Raw genomic sequence first — 16,818 nt, 5'->3', positions numbered from 1 at the left:
GAAGGCCAGACGCATCCTCATGGGGAACAACATGTCGTTCATCGGCCGTGACATGGCTGTCGACCTCGGGACCGCCAACACGCTGGTGTACGTCAGGGGCCGGGGGATCGTTCTCAACGAGCCGTCCGTCGTCGCGATCAACACCAACACCGGTGGCATCCTCGCGGTCGGCGCCGAGGCGAAGAAGATGATCGGCCGGACTCCGGGCAACATCGTGGCGGTGCGACCGCTCAAGGACGGTGTGATCGCCGACTTCGAGATCACCGAGCGGATGCTCCGCTACTTCATCCTGAAGATCCACAAGCGGCGCTATCTCGCCCGTCCGCGGGTCGTGGTCTGCGTGCCCTCCGGAATCACGGGAGTCGAGCGCCGCGCGGTGATCGAGGCGTCCTCGCAGGCCGGTGCGCGCCAGGTGCACATCATCGAGGAGCCGATGGCCGCGGCCATCGGCTCCGGTCTCCCCGTCCACGAGGCCACCGGCAACATGGTCGTGGACATCGGCGGCGGCACGACCGAGGTCGCGGTCATCTCCCTCGGCGGCATCGTCACGGCGCAGTCGATCCGCGTCGCGGGCGACGAGTTGGACAACGCGATCATCCAGCACATCAAGAAGGAGTACTCGCTCCTGCTGGGTGAGCGCAGCGCCGAACAGATCAAGATCACGATCGGTTCCGCGTACGACCTCGACGGCGAGGAGCACACCGAGATCCGCGGCCGCGACCTGGTCTCCGGCCTGCCCAAGACCGTGGTCATCTCCGCGGCCGAGGTCCGCAAGGCCATCGAGGAACCAGTCAACGCGATCGTGGACGCGGTCAAGACCACCCTCGACAAGTGCCCGCCGGAGCTCTCCGGCGACATCATGGACCGCGGCATCGTCCTCACCGGCGGCGGCGCCCTGCTGCGCGGCCTCGACGAGCGGCTGCGCCGCGAGACCGGCATGCCGATCCACATCGCCGAGGACCCGCTGGACAGCGTCGCGCTCGGATCCGGCAAGTGTGTCGAGGAGTTCGAGGCGCTCCAGCAGGTGCTGGACGCCCAGCCGCGCAGATGACGCGTGCGTGCGGTGCCACGTGGCGCGCGTATCCGGGATGACACGCGTTGCTTCGTCCGTACGGGGCGCGCGCCCGGTATGACACGGGCGCTTCATCCGCCGTACGGAGCGCACGTGCTCTCCCGTGCGGCGGATCGTTGATATAGAGGCAAGAGCGACAAGGATTCCGACGAGGAAGGCACGGCCGCCGCACGTGAGGGACTCCAGAGAGAGCCGACTGCTCCTGGTGCTGCTGATCGCCATCGCGTTCGCGCTGATCACGGTGGACATCCGCGGCGGCGAGGACTCCCCGGTCGACGGCGCACGCCGGGCCGCCGCCACGGTGTTCGGCCCGGTGGAGAACGGCGTGTCGTCCGCCGTCGATCCGCTCGGCAACGCGATCGACGCGGTCCGCGACTCCGGCAGCCGGCACGACCGCATCGCGAGACTCGAGCGGGAGAACGCCGCGCTGAAGGCGAAGCTGGGCAGCGACGACCGCAACCGCAGCCGGGTGGAGCAGCTCGACAAGATGCTGAAGACCGCGGGCACCGGGCAGTACGGCATCAAGGGCGCCGAGGTCATCGCGATCGGAGCCGCCCAGGGCTTCTCCTGGACCGTCACCATCGACGCCGGCGCCGACGACGGCATCAAGCGCGACATGACCGTGCTCAACGGCGACGGACTCGTCGGCCGCGTCACCACGGTCGGCCCCAGCACCTCCACCGTGCTGCTCGCCACCGACCCGGACTTCACGGTCGGCACCCGGATGGAGAAGACCGACGAACTCGGCTTCGCCTCGGGCCAGGGCGACCGCCCCCTGCGCGTCCAACTGCTCAACGGCAAGGCCAAGGTGAAGAAGGGCGACCGTCTGGTCACCTTCGGCTCGCAGGCCGACAAGCCGTTCGTGCCCGGCGTCCCCGTCGGCGTGGTCTCGCGCGTCGACCCCTCCGGCGGCGACCTGACCCGCACCGTCTACGTCAAGCCGTATGTCGGCTTCACCAAGCTCGACATCGTCGGCGTCGTCGTCGAAGCCCCCCGCAAGGACCCGCGCGACACGGTCCTGCCACCCGAACCGAAGGCCACGCCCACGCCGACCGTGACGGTCACCGTCACACCCTCCGCCGAGGCGTCCACGGGCGCGGCCGCAGAGCAAGAGCAGTAGGAGCTGAGTCCCATGCGCTTCAACCGGATGCTGCTCTCCACCACGCTGGTGATCGTGGCCTTGGTGATCCAGGTGACCATCCTCGCCCGCCTCCAACTGCCCGGCGCCGTCCCGGATCTGATGCTCCTCACCGTGCTCGGCTTCGCCCTCGTCTACGGCCATGTCGGCGGCGCCCTCATCGGCTTCGGCGCAGGCCTCCTCGCGGACCTGGCGCCGCCCGCCGACCACGCCGCCGGCCGCTACGCCCTCGTGCTCTGCGTCATCGGCTATCTCGCGGGCCTCGTCAAACCGGACAACGGACAGCTCAAGTCGGCCACCGCACCCATGCTCGTCGTGGTCGCCGCCGCCATCGGCTCGACCCTGCTGTACGCGGGCGTGGGCGCCCTCGTCGGCGACACCGCCGCCCGCCATGTCGGCCTGGCCGGCCTGCTGTTCACCGCCGCGCTCTACGACCTGCTGCTGGCGCCGTTCGTCGTCCCGGCGATCATGGCCCTGGCCAGACGGGCCGAGCCTGATCCGCTCGCCGAGACCGGCGCCGCCGGCGCGGCGGGCAACCTCTCCTCCGGCTGGTTCGCCTCCGGCACCGGGCTGAGTATCGGCTCCCCGCGCGGCGGGCTGCGCGGCAACGGCCTGCGCGGCAGAGCGGCGAAGGCACGGGTGGCGCGCGCGGGACGCATCAAGGGGGTCAAGCGGCTGTGACGAACATTCCGGAGACCGGCCGGACTCCGCGGGTCCAGATCCGGCTCGTCATCATGCAGGTCCTCGTCATCTCCCTCCTGATGACCCTCGGCGGCCGCCTGTGGTACCTCCAGGTCCGCAACGGCGAGGAGTACGCCAAGGAGGCCTCCGGTAACCACGTCCAGCAGGTCGTCCAGCCCGCGGTACGCGGCTCGATCCTCGACGCCCGGGGGGTGCCGCTCGCCGACAACGAGACGCGGCTCGTCGTCTCCGCCTCGCGCACCGACCTGATGAAGATGAAGGACGACGGCAAAGGGGTCCTGACCAAGCTCGCCGGCGTCCTTGGCATGAAGCCCAAGGACGTCATGGACAAGGTCCGGCTGTGCAACGCCGAGACCCCGCAGCCCTGCTGGAACGGCTCGCCGTACCAGCCCATCCCGATCACGGACGAGGCCACGCCCCGGCAGGCCCTGCAGATCCGCGAGCGCTCCGAGGACTTCCCCGGCATCACCGCCGAACCCACCGCGGTCCGCCGCTACCCGAACCCCGGTGAGGCCAACACCGCACAGGTGCTCGGCTATCTGTCGCCCGTCACCGACGAGGAGATCGAGAAGGCCAAGGACTCCGACTCGCCGTACCTCCGCTCCGACCAGGTCGGACGCTCGGGCCTGGAGCGCGCGTACGACAAGGAGTTGCGCGGCAAGGCGGGCGTCACCCGGTACGAGGTCGACAACCTCGGACGTGTCATCGGCCAGGCCAAGCCCGACGAGGCCGAGCCCGGCGCGAACCTCGTCACGAGCATCGACGCGCGCGTGCAGCGCGTCGCCGAGTACGAGCTCAACGAGGCGATGAAGGCGGCCCGCAAGGAGTTCGACGACAACACCAACGAGAACTACAAGGCCGACTCCGGTGCCGTCGTCGTCATGGAGGCCAAGACCGGCCGCGTCGTCGCCATGGCGTCCAACCCGACGTACGACCCCAACGCCTGGGTCGGCGGCATCTCCGGCAAGGACTACGCCAGGCTCACCGGCAAAGACTCCAACTACCCGCTGCTCAACCGGGCGATCCAGGGCCAGGCGGCACCGGGCTCGATCTTCAAGGTCGTCCCGACCGCCGCGGCGATCAACGCCGGATACCCGTTCGACGGGAACTACGACTGCTCCAGTTCGTACTCGATCGGCGGCCAGGTCTTCAAGAACTTCGAGTCCCAGAGCTACGGCCCCATCAGCCTCGGCCGGGCGCTGGAGGTCTCCTGCGACACCGTCTTCTACCGCCTCTCGCACCAGGAGTGGCTGAAGGACGGCGGCATGAAGCCGAAGAAGGACGCCAAGGACTGGTTCTACAACACCGCCCACCAGTTCGGCCTCGGCCAGGAGACCGGCATCGACCTGCCCAACGAGGTCTCGGGCCGTATCCCCGACCGCCAGTGGAAGAAGGACTACTGGGAGGCCAACAAGGACGCCTGGTGCAAGTCCGGAAAGAAGGACGGCTCCTACGCCGAGAAGATCGCGTACGAGAACTGCCTCGAGGGCAACAGGCTGCGCGCCGGTGACTCCGTCAACTACTCCATCGGCCAGGGCGACACCCTCGTCACGCCGATCCAGATGGCCACGATCTACGCGGCCATCTCCAACGGCGGCACGCTCTACGACCCCACCGTCGGCAAGGCGGTCATCAGCCCCGACGGCAAGAGCATCCAGGAGATCAAGCCCAAGTCGCACGGCAAGCTGCCGATGTCGCAGAAGACCCGCGACGAGATAGACCAAGCCCTCGCGGGAGTCGCCACCCGTGGTACGGCCGCCTGGCGCTTCGGCGGCTGGCCGCAGGACAAGATCCCGATGCACGCCAAGACGGGTACGGCCGAGGTCTACGGCAAGCAGACGACCTCGTGGTTCGCCACGTACACCAAGGACTACACGGTCGTCATGACGATCTCCCAGGGCGGTACGGGCTCCGGCGCGTCGGGCCCAGCCGTACGCAAGATCTACAACGCCATCTACGGCCTGGACGAGGACGGCAAGCAGGACCTGAAGAAGGCCCTGCTGCCCGAGCCGGAGAAGAGCCTGCCGAAGATCGAGTCCGACGGATCGATCGACGCCCCGAAGATCGAGACGTACGACCCGTCCAAGGAGGAAAAGGCGAGCGAGGAAGGACAGCAGGCGGCGGACGACCAGCAGCTGCCCGCGGGGACCACGCCGTCACCCGAGGCCAGTAACCGCGACACCCGAAGGCGCAGCGGGCGACGGGGAAGTACGGGCGGCCGAGGACCGGTCGGGCCAGGACCGGGTGGCCGAGTCAGGAGGCGGAGGACCACATGAGCGGCACCAACGGCTTCTCCGTCTCCGGGTACGGGCCCGAGCGCTCCGCCTGGGCGCGTCTGATCGCCCGGGACTCCCTGGTCCGCAGGCTCGACTGGCCGATGCTGCTGTCGTCCCTCCTGCTCTCGCTCATCGGCACCGCGCTCGTCTTCTCGGCGACCCGCAACCGCACCGAGCTCAACCAGGGCGACCCGTACTACTTCCTGTTCCGGCACGTCCTCAACACCGGCATCGGACTCGCCCTCATGATCGGCACCATCTGGCTGGGCCACCGGACCCTGCGCACGGCCGTGCCGATCCTGTACGGCGTGTCCGTCTTCCTGGTCCTGCTGGTGCTGACCCCGCTCGGCGCGACCATCAACGGCGCGCACGCATGGATCCGCCTGGGCGGCGGATTCTCGCTCCAGCCCTCCGAGTTCGTGAAGATCACGATCATCCTGGGCATGGCCATGCTGCTCGCGGCCCGGGTCGACGCCGGCGACAAGGACCACCCCGACCACCGCACCGTCGTCCAGGCCCTCGGCCTCGCCGCCGTGCCGATAATGATCGTGATGCTCATGCCCGACCTCGGCTCGGTCATGGTGATGGCGATGATCGTGCTCGGTGTGCTGCTGGCCTCCGGCGCCTCCAACCGCTGGGTGTTCGGCCTGCTCGGCGCCGGCGCGGCGGGCGCGGTCGCGGTCTGGCAGTTGGGCGTCCTGGACGAGTACCAGATCAACCGTTTCGCGGCCTTCGCGAACCCGGAGCTGGACCCGGCGGGCGTCGGCTACAACACCAACCAGGCCCGCATCGCGATCGGTTCGGGCGGACTGACCGGCACCGGCCTCTTCCACGGCTCGCAGACCACCGGTCAGTTCGTGCCGGAACAGCAGACGGACTTCGTCTTCACGGTCGCGGGAGAGGAGCTCGGTTTCCTCGGCGCGGGTCTGATCATCGTGCTGCTCGGCATCGTGCTGTGGCGGGCCTGCCGTATCGCCCGTGAGACGACCGAGCTCTACGGCACGATCGTCGCCGCCGGAATCATCGCCTGGTTCGCCTTCCAGTCCTTCGAAAACATCGGCATGACGCTCGGCATCATGCCGGTCGCCGGCCTCCCGCTGCCCTTCGTCTCCTACGGCGGTTCGTCGATGTTCGCGGTGTGGGTGGCGATCGGGCTTCTGCAGTCGATCAGGGTGCAGCGGCCGATGTCGGCGTGAGTAGTGGCATCTACGAAAACTCGTGAGTAGTCGTAGATGCGACACCTTGGGTACTGACCACGGCCGTCTTCGCGTCTAGATTCAGTCCATGGCGGAGACGAAGCGTGAGATCGAGCGTAAGTACGAAGCCGACGAGAGTGCCCAGCTGCCGGATCTGAGCGGTGTCGCCGGGATCTCGACCGTCGTCGACAAGGGCGTCAACGAACTCGACGCCGTCTACTACGACACCGCGGACGAGCGGCTCGCCTCCGCCGCCATCACGCTGCGCCGCCGCACCGGAGGTGACGACGCCGGCTGGCATCTGAAGCTGCCCGTCGACACCGGAGTACGGGACGAGATCCGGGCACCGCTCTCGGACACGGTGCCCCGCGCGCTCTCCGGCCTCGTCCGCTCGCTGATCCGCGACGCCGAACTGGCTCCCGTCGTCCGGCTGCGGTCGGCTCGCGACGTACGTGACCTCCTCGACTCCGACGGTGCGCTGCTCGCCGAGGTCAGCATCGACGCCGTACGCGCGGAGCGGCTCGGCGGGGACGGAGACGGTGCCACGGCCGGCTGGACCGAGATCGAGGTAGAGCTCGCGGACGGCGGTGATCCCGGCTTCCTCGACAAGGTCGACAAGAAGCTGCGCAAGGCGGGGCTGCGGGCATCGGCGGCACCCTCGAAGCTGGCGAGAGCGCTGGCGGAGACGGCACCGGGGCGGTCCGCGTCGCCCGGACGGGAAAAGTCGCCCGGACGGGGAGAGAAGAAGGCCCGTGGGGACGGCGCACAGCCGTCGACCGCGGGCGATCACGTCCTCGCCTACATTCGCGCCCAGCGCGACGCCCTCGTCGTGCTCGATCCCGCCGTACGCCGCGATCTGCCCGACTCGGTGCACCAGATGCGGGTCGCCACGCGCCGGATGCGCAGCGCCTTCCGCTCGTACGGCAAGGTGCTGGACCGGGCGGTCACCCGCCCCATCGGCGACGAGCTGAAGTGGCTGGCCGGCGAGCTCGGCGTGGACCGGGACCAGGAAGTGCTGACCGAGCGGCTGACGGCGGCGCTCGGGGAGCTACCCCGGGCGCTGCACACCGGGCCGGTCCGCACCCGCCTGCGCACCTGGTCGCACGCCCGGCGCGGCGGTTCCCGGCGCCGGCTGATCGCGGTGCTGGACGGGAAGCGGTACCTCGCGCTGCTGGACGCCATCGACGCGCTGCTGGACCGGCCGCCGCTGCTGAAGGCGGCCGCCGGGCAGCCCGGCGACGTGATCGCCAAGGCCGTGCGGCGCGACTTCCAGCGGCTGTCATCGCTGGTGCAGCAGGCCCTCGACGCACCCCCCGGCGACGACCGCGACCTGGCCATGCACGAGGCCCGCAAGGAGGCCAAGCGCACCCGCTACGCGGCGGAGGCGGCGACCGCGGCACTCGACGGTCCCGCCCAGGACCTGGTCCGCTCGATGAAGTCCCTGCAGGGTCTGCTCGGTGAGCACCAGGACAGCGTGATGGCCCGCCTGGCCCTGCGCGACCTGGCGGCCGAGGCCCATGCGGCGGGGGAGAGCGCGTTCACGTACGGGCTGCTGTACGGACACGAGGAGCAGGCGGCCGCCGGGTACGAGGCGGCGCTGCCGGGGGAGTGGGCGAGGATCGCGCAGGCGGCGCGGGTGTGACCGGGCGGGCGCCGACTTCGTGCACTGGGCGGGTGCCCACTTCGTGCACCGGACGGGCGCCTCGCTCGGCGTACGAGGTGTTGCTCCAGCCGCGTTAGGCTGGATGGTCACCGCCGTCCGCTCACGAAAGTCCCCGCGATGTCTGTCGAGTCGGTTTTCCCGCAGCTCGAAGCCCTGCTCCCGCATGTGCAGAAGCCGATCCAGTACGTCGGTGGAGAGCTCAACTCCACCGTCAAGCCCTGGGACGAGTGCGACGTGCGCTGGGCGCTGATGTACCCCGACGCGTACGAGGTCGGGCTGCCCAACCAGGGCGTCATGATCCTTTACGAGGTTCTCAACGAGCGCGAGCGCGTACTCGCCGAGCGCACGTACAGCGTGTGGCCGGACCTCGAGGAGCTGATGCGTGAGCACGGCGTGCCGCAGTTCACCGTGGACAGCCACCGGCCGGTCAAGGCCTTCGACGTCTTCGGGCTGAGCTTCTCCACCGAGCTCGGGTACACCAACATGCTGGCCGCGCTGGACCTCGCGGGGATCCCGCTGGAGGCCAAGGACCGGACCCTCGACGACCCGATCGTGCTCGCCGGCGGTCACGCCGCGTTCAACCCCGAGCCGATCGCGGACTTCATCGACGCCGCGGTGATCGGCGACGGCGAGCAGGCCGTCCTCGAGATGACCGAGATCATCCGCGCGTGGAAGGCCGAGGGCCGTCCGGGCGGCCGCGAAGAGGTGCTGTTCCGCCTCGCGAAGACCGGCGGGGTGTACGTCCCGGGCTTCTACGACGTGGAGTACCTGCCGGACGGCCGCATCGGCCGTGTCGTACCGAACAAGTCCGGCGTCCCGTGGCGCGTGTCCAAGCACACCGTCATGGACCTCGACGAGTGGCCGTACCCGAAGCAGCCGCTGGTCCCGCTCGCGGAGACCGTCCACGAGCGGATGTCCGTGGAGATCTTCCGCGGGTGCACGCGCGGCTGCCGTTTCTGCCAGGCCGGCATGATCACGCGCCCCGTGCGGGAGCGAAGCATCACCGGCATCGGTGAGATGGTCGACAAGGGCCTGAAGGCGACCGGCTTCGAGGAGGTCGGCCTGCTGTCGCTGTCCTCCGCGGACCACTCGGAGATCGGCGACATCGCCAAGGGCCTCGCCGACCGGTACACGGACGACAAGATCGGCCTCTCGCTCCCCTCCACCCGGGTCGACGCCTTCAACATCGACCTGGCCAACGAGCTGACCCGCAACGGCCGCCGCTCCGGTCTGACGTTCGCCCCCGAGGGCGGCTCCGAGCGCATCCGCAAGGTCATCAACAAGATGGTCTCGGAGGAGGACCTGATCCGGACCGTCGCCACGGCGTACGGGAACGGCTGGCGCCAGGTGAAGCTGTACTTCATGTGCGGCCTGCCCACCGAGACCGACGACGACGTACTGCAGATCGCCGACATGGCGGCCAACGTCATCGCCAAGGGCCGCGAGGTCTCCAGGTCCAACGACATCCGCTGCACGGTGTCGATCGGCGGCTTCGTGCCCAAGCCGCACACGCCGTTCCAGTGGGCGCCCCAGCTCTCCGCCGAGGAGACCGACGCCCGCCTGGAGAAGCTCCGCGACAAGATCCGCGGCGACAAGAAGTACGGCCGCTCCATCGGCTTCCGCTACCACGACGGCAAGCCCGGCATCGTCGAGGGCCTGCTCTCGCGCGGCGACCGCCGCGTGGGCGCCGTCATCCGCGCCGTCTACGAGGACGGCGGCCGCTTCGACGGCTGGCGTGAGTTCTTCTCGTACGACCGGTGGATGGCCTGCGCCGAGAAGACGCTGCCCGCGTACGGCGTGGACGTCGACTGGTACACCACTCGCGAGCGTACGTACGAGGAGGTCCTGCCCTGGGACCACCTGGACTCCGGTCTCGACAAGGACTGGCTCTGGGAGGACTGGCAGGACTCGCTCGACGAGACCGAGGTCGAGGACTGCCGCTGGACGCCGTGCTTCGACTGCGGCGTGTGCCCGCAGATGGACACGCAGATCCAGGTCGGCCCGACGGGCAAGAAGCTGCTGCCGCTGACGGTGGTCAAGTAGCACTGTTCGCGGAAGGGCCCGGCACCGGCGGAAACGCCGTGGCCGGGCCCTCGCGCGTCACCGCACGCCGCGGCGGTGCATCCGTACCCGGCGTAGCTGCGTCTAGGCAGACATGGATCTGGAGAAGCCGGGGCCCGTGAAGCCCGGACCGCCTGTGGACCAGCGGCATCGGCAGCCGCAGCAGAGCGTCCGGGCCGAGGGCTGCCTGGCGGTCGCGATCCGCATTCCGGTGCGGATCGTGGTGCTCGTGCTGGTCGTGCCGGTGCGCATGGTGTGGGACGCGCTCGTCGTCGCAGGGCGATTTCTGAACGACACGGTGCTGCGGCCGGTGGGCCGGGCACTGCTGTGGCTCGGCAGGGCCCTGTTCGTGTGGCCGTGGGTGGCGCTGTGGCGGTACGTCGCCATACCCCTGGCCAAGGGGCTCGCCTGGCTCGGCAACGTGCTGCTCGTCGTGCCTGCCGTGTGGTGCTACCGGCGGGTGCTGACGCCCGTCGGGCACGGAATCTCCTGGGTGGTGCGGGGCATCGGCGCCGGGCTGGCCCGGCTGCTGGGCTGGATCGGCGCGGGTCTGGCCTGGGTGTACGCGCGGCTGCTCACACCCGCGGGCCATGGGGTCTCCTGGCTGCTCAGGGGCATCGCGACCGTGCTCGCGGCCATCGGGATCGGCGTGTACACCGCCATCGCCTGGCTTGTGCGGTACCTGGTCGTCGTCCCGGCCCTGTGGCTGTACCGCTGGGTCCTCACTCCGGTGGGGCGCGGAATCGCCTGGGCCGCACGGACGCTCGCCGCCGGCGTCGTCTGGACCTCGCGGATCGTCGGCAGCGGCCTCTACTGGACGCTGCGCGTCCTTCTCGTACTGCCCGCGCTCGCCGTCTGGCGATGGGTGCTCGCGCCGGTCGGGCGGGTGCTCGCCGTCGTCGCGCGAGAGGTCGGCGATGCGCTCGTGCACGCCTGGCGCGTCGCCGGATACCTCTCGCTGGCCGTCGGGCGCTTCCTCGGGCGACTTTTCCGGATGATCTTCGTGGAGCCGGTGCGCTGGATGTACCGGAGCGTTCTCACCCCGGTAGGGCACATGGTGCGCGACGCGGTGTGGCGGCCCGCCGCCGGGGCCGCGAAGAGCGTCGGCCGCGCGACCCGGCAGGCACTGGCCTCCGCACGTGAGTCGGCCCGGCAGGCCCGCGCGGACTTCCGGCGGATGCTCTTCGGGACGCCGCGGAAGCCCGATCCGGATCCGCTCGGCCAAACCCGGCGGGAACCCCCGGCCGCCGCGACACGTACTCTGGAGAGAAGTACGACGGCTCTCACGAAGGAATGAACGACACTGGGCAAGCGACAGCCCGAAGGCCCGCCGCCCGCACCAGCGGTGCAGCGCATCCGACTGCGCTACACCAAGCGCGGCCGCCTCCGGTTCACCAGCCACCGTGACTTCCAGCGCGCCTTCGAGCGTGCGCTGCGCCGCGCCGAGGTGCCCATGGCCTACTCGGCCGGTTTCACGCCGCACCCGAAGGTGTCGTACGCCAATGCCGCACCCACCGGCACGGGCAGTGAGGCCGAGTACCTGGAGATCGCGCTCACCGAGGCGTGTGACCCCGACAAGCTGCGTGAGCTCCTCGACGAGTCGCTGCCCACCGGGCTCGATATCGCCGAGGCCGTTGAGGCCCGCACCTCGGGCCTCGCCGACCGGCTCACCGCCTCCGTGTGGGAGCTGCGCCTCGATGGCGTGGAACCCGCGGACGCGGAGCGCGCCGTCGCGGCCTTCAAGACGGCGGACACCGTCGAGGTCCAGCGCAGGACGAAGAACGGCCTGCGCACCTTCGACGCCCGTCCGGCGGTCGCGAGCATCGAGGCGCACGACGGCCTCGCTGCCCACGACGCACGGGCTGATAGGCCTACCGACCAGCCCTGTGCGATACTGCGGCTGGTTGTTCGGCACGTGACGCCTGCCGTACGACCCGACGACGTCCTGTCCGGTCTCCGAGCTGTGGCCGACCTGGCGCCGCCGGTCCCCGCAGCGGTGACCAGGCTGGCGCAGGGGCTTTTCGATGAGGAGACCGGCACGGTGACCGACCCGCTCGCGCCCGACCGCGAGGCAGTCACGGCCGCCCCACCTGTCAGTCGAGGGGCCACCGGACCTGCCACCGCGACTGCTGGGGGCACCTCCCAGGCCCTTGAGGCACTGGGGGAGAAGCCGGAAGGTCCCGCGTAAGGACGGACGTCGTAGCGCCGCCCTCGTACTCGGGAGCCACCTGGGTCGGGCAGCGCACCGACCAGAAGACTTTCGCCAGGCCGTACGCAACATGGCGTACGGAACCGGCGAGACAAGACACAGAGAGCTCCCGAGCGGCGCCCGCGCCCCGGAGGGCGGCAACGCGCAGGACGCGCGAGCCGCGGACGTCACCGGACCAGGTGCGGCGCCCGGGAGCCTGACGGGAGAACCGCCCGCATGCTCGAGCCGATCGAACCCATCAAGGGCTCCGAGAACAACACCACACCAAGCGACACGCTGCCGCCGCGTCGTCGGCGCCGCGCCGCGTCGCGCCCCGCGGGTCCGCCCGTGGGGGCCGCCGAGGCCGCCGCCCCGGCCATACCGGCCGAGGTGTCCGCTTCGTCACCCCTGAACGAGACCGATGAGGCCGTCGAGGCCGCGCAGGCAGTAGCCGCTGCCGAGGTCGCCGACGCGCTTGAGGCCTCCGAGGCCGTGGCCGCGCAGGCAGCGACCGAGCCGGAGGAGGCCCTCGCCTCCGCTGCCGCCGCCGAGGAGGCCGAGCCTTCGGCCGCCGAACCCGCGGCTGCCGAGCCTGCCTCCACCGAACCCGCGGCTGCTGAGCCTGCCGCCGCCGGACGTACGCGTCGTCGGGCGACGCGCCGTGCCACCGCGCCCGCCGGGGCTCCCAAGGCCGTCGTGACCGCCGAGGCCTCCTCGCCTGCAGGTGAGGAGACCGTGGGCGCCGAGACCGTTTCGGCGACACCGGCCGCCGAGCCGGCGGAGGAGCCGGTCGAGGCCACCGCTCAGGAATCCGCGCCGGTCGCGTCGGGGCGTCGTCGTGCGACGCGTCGCGCCACCGCGCCCGCCGGGGCGCCGAAGGCCCCTGCCGAGGCGCAGACGGCCGCCCAGACCGAGGCGCTCCTTGCCGAGGCCGAGGCGCCGGCCGCGGAAGCCGAGGCCGTCGTCGCCGACCAGCAGGAGACGGAGCAGCCGGTCGAGGCGGCCGCGCAGGCGCCCGATGAGGGTGCCGCACCCCGGCGTACGCGCCGTCGCGCCACGCGCCGCGCCTCCACCCCTGCCGAGGAGGCCAAGGCCGACGAGACGGCCGGGCAGGAGGAAGCCGTCCCGGCTGCCGAGAAGGCGGTGGCGGTCGAGGCGGAGCAGATCCCGGCCGCAGCCTCCGCACAGGCCGCCGTCGCCGCGCCGCAGGCGCCCACCGCCGAGCCGGTGCAGATGCCGGCCGCGACCGCCCCCCTCGGGGCTGCCGCTCCGGTTGCCGAGGCGGAGCCGTCGGCCGAGGCCGAGGGCGCCGCTCCCCGGCGTACGCGGCGTCGAGCCGCCCGTAAGGCAGCCGTCGGCTTCACCGCGCCCGCTCAGCCGAGCGCGCGCCAGGCCCAGGCCCCCGGCGACGAGGCGGAGAGTGCGGCTGGCCCGCGGCGGCCCGCACGCCCCGCCGTCGCCGTCTTCCAGCCGCCCGTGTTCACCGAGCCGATGTTCCAGACCCCGGAGCGCGCCGCGGCAGCGGCCGCCGCCGAGGCCGCGGAGGAGTCCGCGGAGGCCGCCGAGGCGGGCACCGCGGAGCAGGAGGGCGCGGACACCGGTCCGCGCCGTCGCCGCCGCCGTCGGGGCGCCGACGAGGCACCGGCTGCCGCCGAGACCGTCGAGCCCGGCACGGCACAGCAGCCGGAGACCGCCGAGGACACCGAGGCGGAGGACATCGCCGAGGCCGAGGAGGCCGACGAGGCGGAGGAGACCGGCTCGCGCCGTCGCCGCCGCCGCGGTGGCCGCCGTCGCCGCCGTGGCGAGTCCGCCGAGTCCGAGTCGGGCGAGTCCCTCGACACCGACGAGATCGCCGCGGAGCAGGCCGAGCAGGACGCCGAGGACACGGCCGAGCAGGTCGAGGAGGACGCCGAGGAGCACGAGCACGACGAGGAGGCCGGGGGCTCCGGCTCCGCCGGCACCCGCCGTCGCCGCCGTCGCCGTCGCCGTGCCGGCGACGCGCCGGTCGACACGGAGCCGGGCGAGGACGACCCGGAGCGTACGGTCGTCAAGGTCCGCGAGCCGCGCAAGGAGAAGCCCGTCTCGGACGAGGTGCAGTCCATCAAGGGCTCGACCCGCCTGGAGGCCAAGAAGCAGCGCCGCCGCGAAGGCCGCGAGCAGGGCCGCCGCCGCGTCCCGATCATCACCGAGGCCGAGTTCCTGGCGCGCCGCGAGGCCGTCGAGCGCGTGATGGTCGTCCGGCAGAACGGCGACCGCACCCAGATCGGCGTCCTCGAGGACAACGTGCTCGTCGAGCACTACGTCAACAAGGAGCAGTCGACCTCGTACGTCGGCAACGTGTACCTGGGCAAGGTGCAGAACGTGCTGCCGTCGATGGAGGCCGCCTTCATCGACATCGGCAAGGGCCGCAACGCCGTCCTGTACGCAGGTGAGGTCAACTTCGAGGCGCTGGGCATGGCCAACGGCCCGCGGCGCATCGAGTCAGCCCTGAAGTCCGGCCAGTCGGTCCTCGTACAGGTCACCAAGGACCCCATCGGCCACAAGGGCGCCCGCCTCACCAGCCAGGTCTCGCTGCCCGGCCGCTATCTGGTCTACGTCCCCGAGGGGTCGATGACCGGCATCAGCCGCAAGCTGCCCGACACCGAGCGTGCGCGTCTGAAGACCATCCTCAAGAAGATCGTCCCCGAGGACGCGGGCGTCATCGTGCGCACCGCCGCCGAGGGCGCGAGCGAGGACGAGCTGCGCCGGGACGTCGAGCGGCTGCAGCAGCAGTGGGAGGACATCCAGAAGAAGGCCAAGAACGGCAACGCGCCGACGCTGCTGTACGGCGAGCCGGACATGACCGTCCGGGTCGTCCGGGACATCTTCAACGAGGACTTCTCCAAGGTCATCGTCAGCGGTGACGAGGCGTGGCAGACGATCCACGGATACGTCTCGCACGTCGCGCCCGACCTGGTCGACCGGCTGTCCAGGTGGACCTCCGAGGTCGACGCCTTCGCGACGTACCGGATCGACGAGCAGCTGATGAAGGCGCTGGACCGCAAGGTGTGGCTGCCGAGCGGCGGCTCGCTGGTGATCGACAAGACCGAAGCGATGGTCGTGATCGACGTCAACACCGGCAAGTTCACCGGCCAGGGCGGCAACCTCGAGGAGACCGTCACCAGGAACAACCTGGAGGCGGCCGAGGAGATCGTCCGCCAGCTGCGCCTGCGCGACCTGGGCGGCATCGTCGTCATCGACTTCATCGACATGGTGCTGGAGTCCAACCGGGACCTCGTCCTGCGGCGCCTGCTCGAGTGCCTGGGCCGGGACCGTACGAAGCACCAAGTCGCCGAGGTGACGTCGCTGGGCCTCGTCCAGATGACCCGTAAGCGGGTCGGCCAGGGCCTGCTGGAGTCGTTCTCCGAGACCTGCGTCCACTGCAACGGGCGCGGCGTGATCGTGCACATGGAGCAGCCGTCCGTCGCCGGGAACGGCGGCAAGCGCAAGAAGCGCGGCCGCGGCGGGGCCGAGCAGGTCTCCGAGGCCGTGGCGGAGGCCGTCGTCGTGACGGAGCCGGAGATCGAGGCGGAGACCGAGGCCGAGGTGGCTGCCGAGGCCGCCGTGCCGGTGGCACTGCCCTCGCCGGGCTTCGCGCCCGACGAGGAGCTGTACAGCAGCGCCGCCGAGGCGGAGGCCGCTGCCACCCGGGGCCGCTCGCGTCGTCGCACGACCCGGCGCGCGTCGGCTCCGGCAGGCTCGCCCAGCAGGGCGGAGACGCGGGCTCCTGAGGCTCCCGAGGCGGCGAAGGAGCCGGAGGTTCCTGCGGCCGAGGTCGCGGCTTCGCAGGCTGCGGCTGCTCCCGCCGCTCCGGTTGTGGAGGAGCAGGCCGTCGCCCCGTCCGAGGCGGAGGCTCCGGTCGCCGCGCAGGAGGAGGCCGCACCCAAGGGCCGTACGCGCCGTCGGGCGACCCGTAAGGCGACGGCTCCGGCCGGTTCGCCGAAGGGTGCGGAGGTCGCCGAGGTGACCGTCCCGGAGACGGCCGAGCGCAGTGCCGTGGACGCCCAGCCGCAGGCCGAACCCGGGCCGGTGGCGGAGCGCCTGCCCGAGCCGGTGGCCGAGAGCGTGGCCCCGGCAGCCCCTGTCCGGCGGCGCCGAGCGGTCCGTAAGGAGACCGCGCCGACCGCGCCCGAGGAGGCGGCCGTCGTGGTCGTGCCGTCGGCCGCGGAGCCGCAGTCGGCTGGCGAGCAGCCGGAGGCGGAGGAGGCCGCCGCGGGCGACGTGGCCGCCGAGGAGGCCGCACCGGCCAAGAAGACGGCGCGCAAGACGGCCAAGAAGGCGACCGCGAAGAAGGCTGCCACGAAGAAGACGGCGGCCAAGAAGACGGCCGCCAAGAAGGCCACGGCCAAGAAGGCGGCGAAGACCACCGCGGCGGCCAAGAAGACGGCGGCGGCCGAGCAGCAGACGCCGTCCACCGTCACCGCTTCTGCGAACGAGGCCTGATGGTCTGACGCCCCCGGTGCGGCGATGTCGCCGCACCGGG

The 16,818-nt window shown here is 71.2% G+C and carries 10 protein-coding genes; all 10 read left to right on the top strand.

Annotated elements, in window-relative coordinates:
* The first annotated feature begins 31 nt into the window (after window positions 1-31).
* The gene (locus ACSMXV_RS15725; RefSeq protein WP_181660230.1) at window positions 32-1,051 is read left to right on the top strand and encodes a rod shape-determining protein; all 1,020 of its coding nucleotides are present in this window, start codon (window positions 32-34) and stop codon (window positions 1,049-1,051) included.
* Between the two features lie 193 nt (window positions 1,052-1,244).
* Complete coding sequence (gene mreC / locus ACSMXV_RS15720; protein WP_473178226.1) at window positions 1,245-2,192, top strand: rod shape-determining protein MreC; 948 nt, start codon at window positions 1,245-1,247, stop codon at window positions 2,190-2,192.
* A gap of 12 nt (window positions 2,193-2,204) precedes the next feature.
* On the top strand, window positions 2,205-2,891 hold the full coding sequence (mreD, locus tag ACSMXV_RS15715) for a rod shape-determining protein MreD (protein WP_473178225.1): 687 nt from the start codon (window positions 2,205-2,207) through the stop codon (window positions 2,889-2,891).
* A complete protein-coding gene (gene mrdA / locus ACSMXV_RS15710) occupies window positions 2,888-5,188 on the top strand; it encodes a penicillin-binding protein 2 (RefSeq protein WP_473178224.1) in 2,301 nt (766 codons plus the stop codon). The genes mreD and mrdA overlap by 4 nt, the downstream gene beginning before the upstream one ends.
* The gene (rodA, locus tag ACSMXV_RS15705) at window positions 5,185-6,384 is read left to right on the top strand and encodes a rod shape-determining protein RodA (RefSeq protein ID WP_473178223.1); all 1,200 of its coding nucleotides are present in this window, start codon (window positions 5,185-5,187) and stop codon (window positions 6,382-6,384) included. The genes mrdA and rodA overlap by 4 nt, the downstream gene beginning before the upstream one ends.
* Before the next feature lie 88 nt (window positions 6,385-6,472).
* Entirely contained in the window at window positions 6,473-8,026 is a 1,554-nt protein-coding gene (locus tag ACSMXV_RS15700; protein ID WP_473178222.1) for a CYTH and CHAD domain-containing protein, read from the top strand.
* 138 nt (window positions 8,027-8,164) lie between these two features.
* On the top strand, window positions 8,165-10,090 hold the full coding sequence (locus ACSMXV_RS15695) for a TIGR03960 family B12-binding radical SAM protein (protein WP_473178221.1): 1,926 nt from the start codon (window positions 8,165-8,167) through the stop codon (window positions 10,088-10,090).
* A 112-nt stretch (window positions 10,091-10,202) separates the two neighbouring features.
* Window positions 10,203-11,405 carry a hypothetical protein gene (locus ACSMXV_RS15690; protein WP_473178220.1) on the top strand — a complete coding sequence of 401 codons (1,203 nt, stop codon included), beginning with the start codon at window positions 10,203-10,205 and terminating at the stop codon, window positions 11,403-11,405.
* Between the two features lie 48 nt (window positions 11,406-11,453).
* Window positions 11,454-12,296, top strand: a complete 843-nt coding sequence (locus ACSMXV_RS15685) for a TIGR03936 family radical SAM-associated protein (RefSeq protein ID WP_473178219.1) — start codon at window positions 11,454-11,456, stop codon at window positions 12,294-12,296.
* A 237-nt stretch (window positions 12,297-12,533) separates the two neighbouring features.
* A complete protein-coding gene (locus ACSMXV_RS15680) occupies window positions 12,534-16,778 on the top strand; it encodes an Rne/Rng family ribonuclease (RefSeq protein ID WP_473178218.1) in 4,245 nt (1,414 codons plus the stop codon).
* Window positions 16,779-16,818: the final 40 nt, after the last annotated feature.

Source organism: Streptomyces sp. DSM 42067 (assembly GCF_055792885.1).
This window is presented reverse-complemented; position numbering and strand designations above follow the sequence as displayed.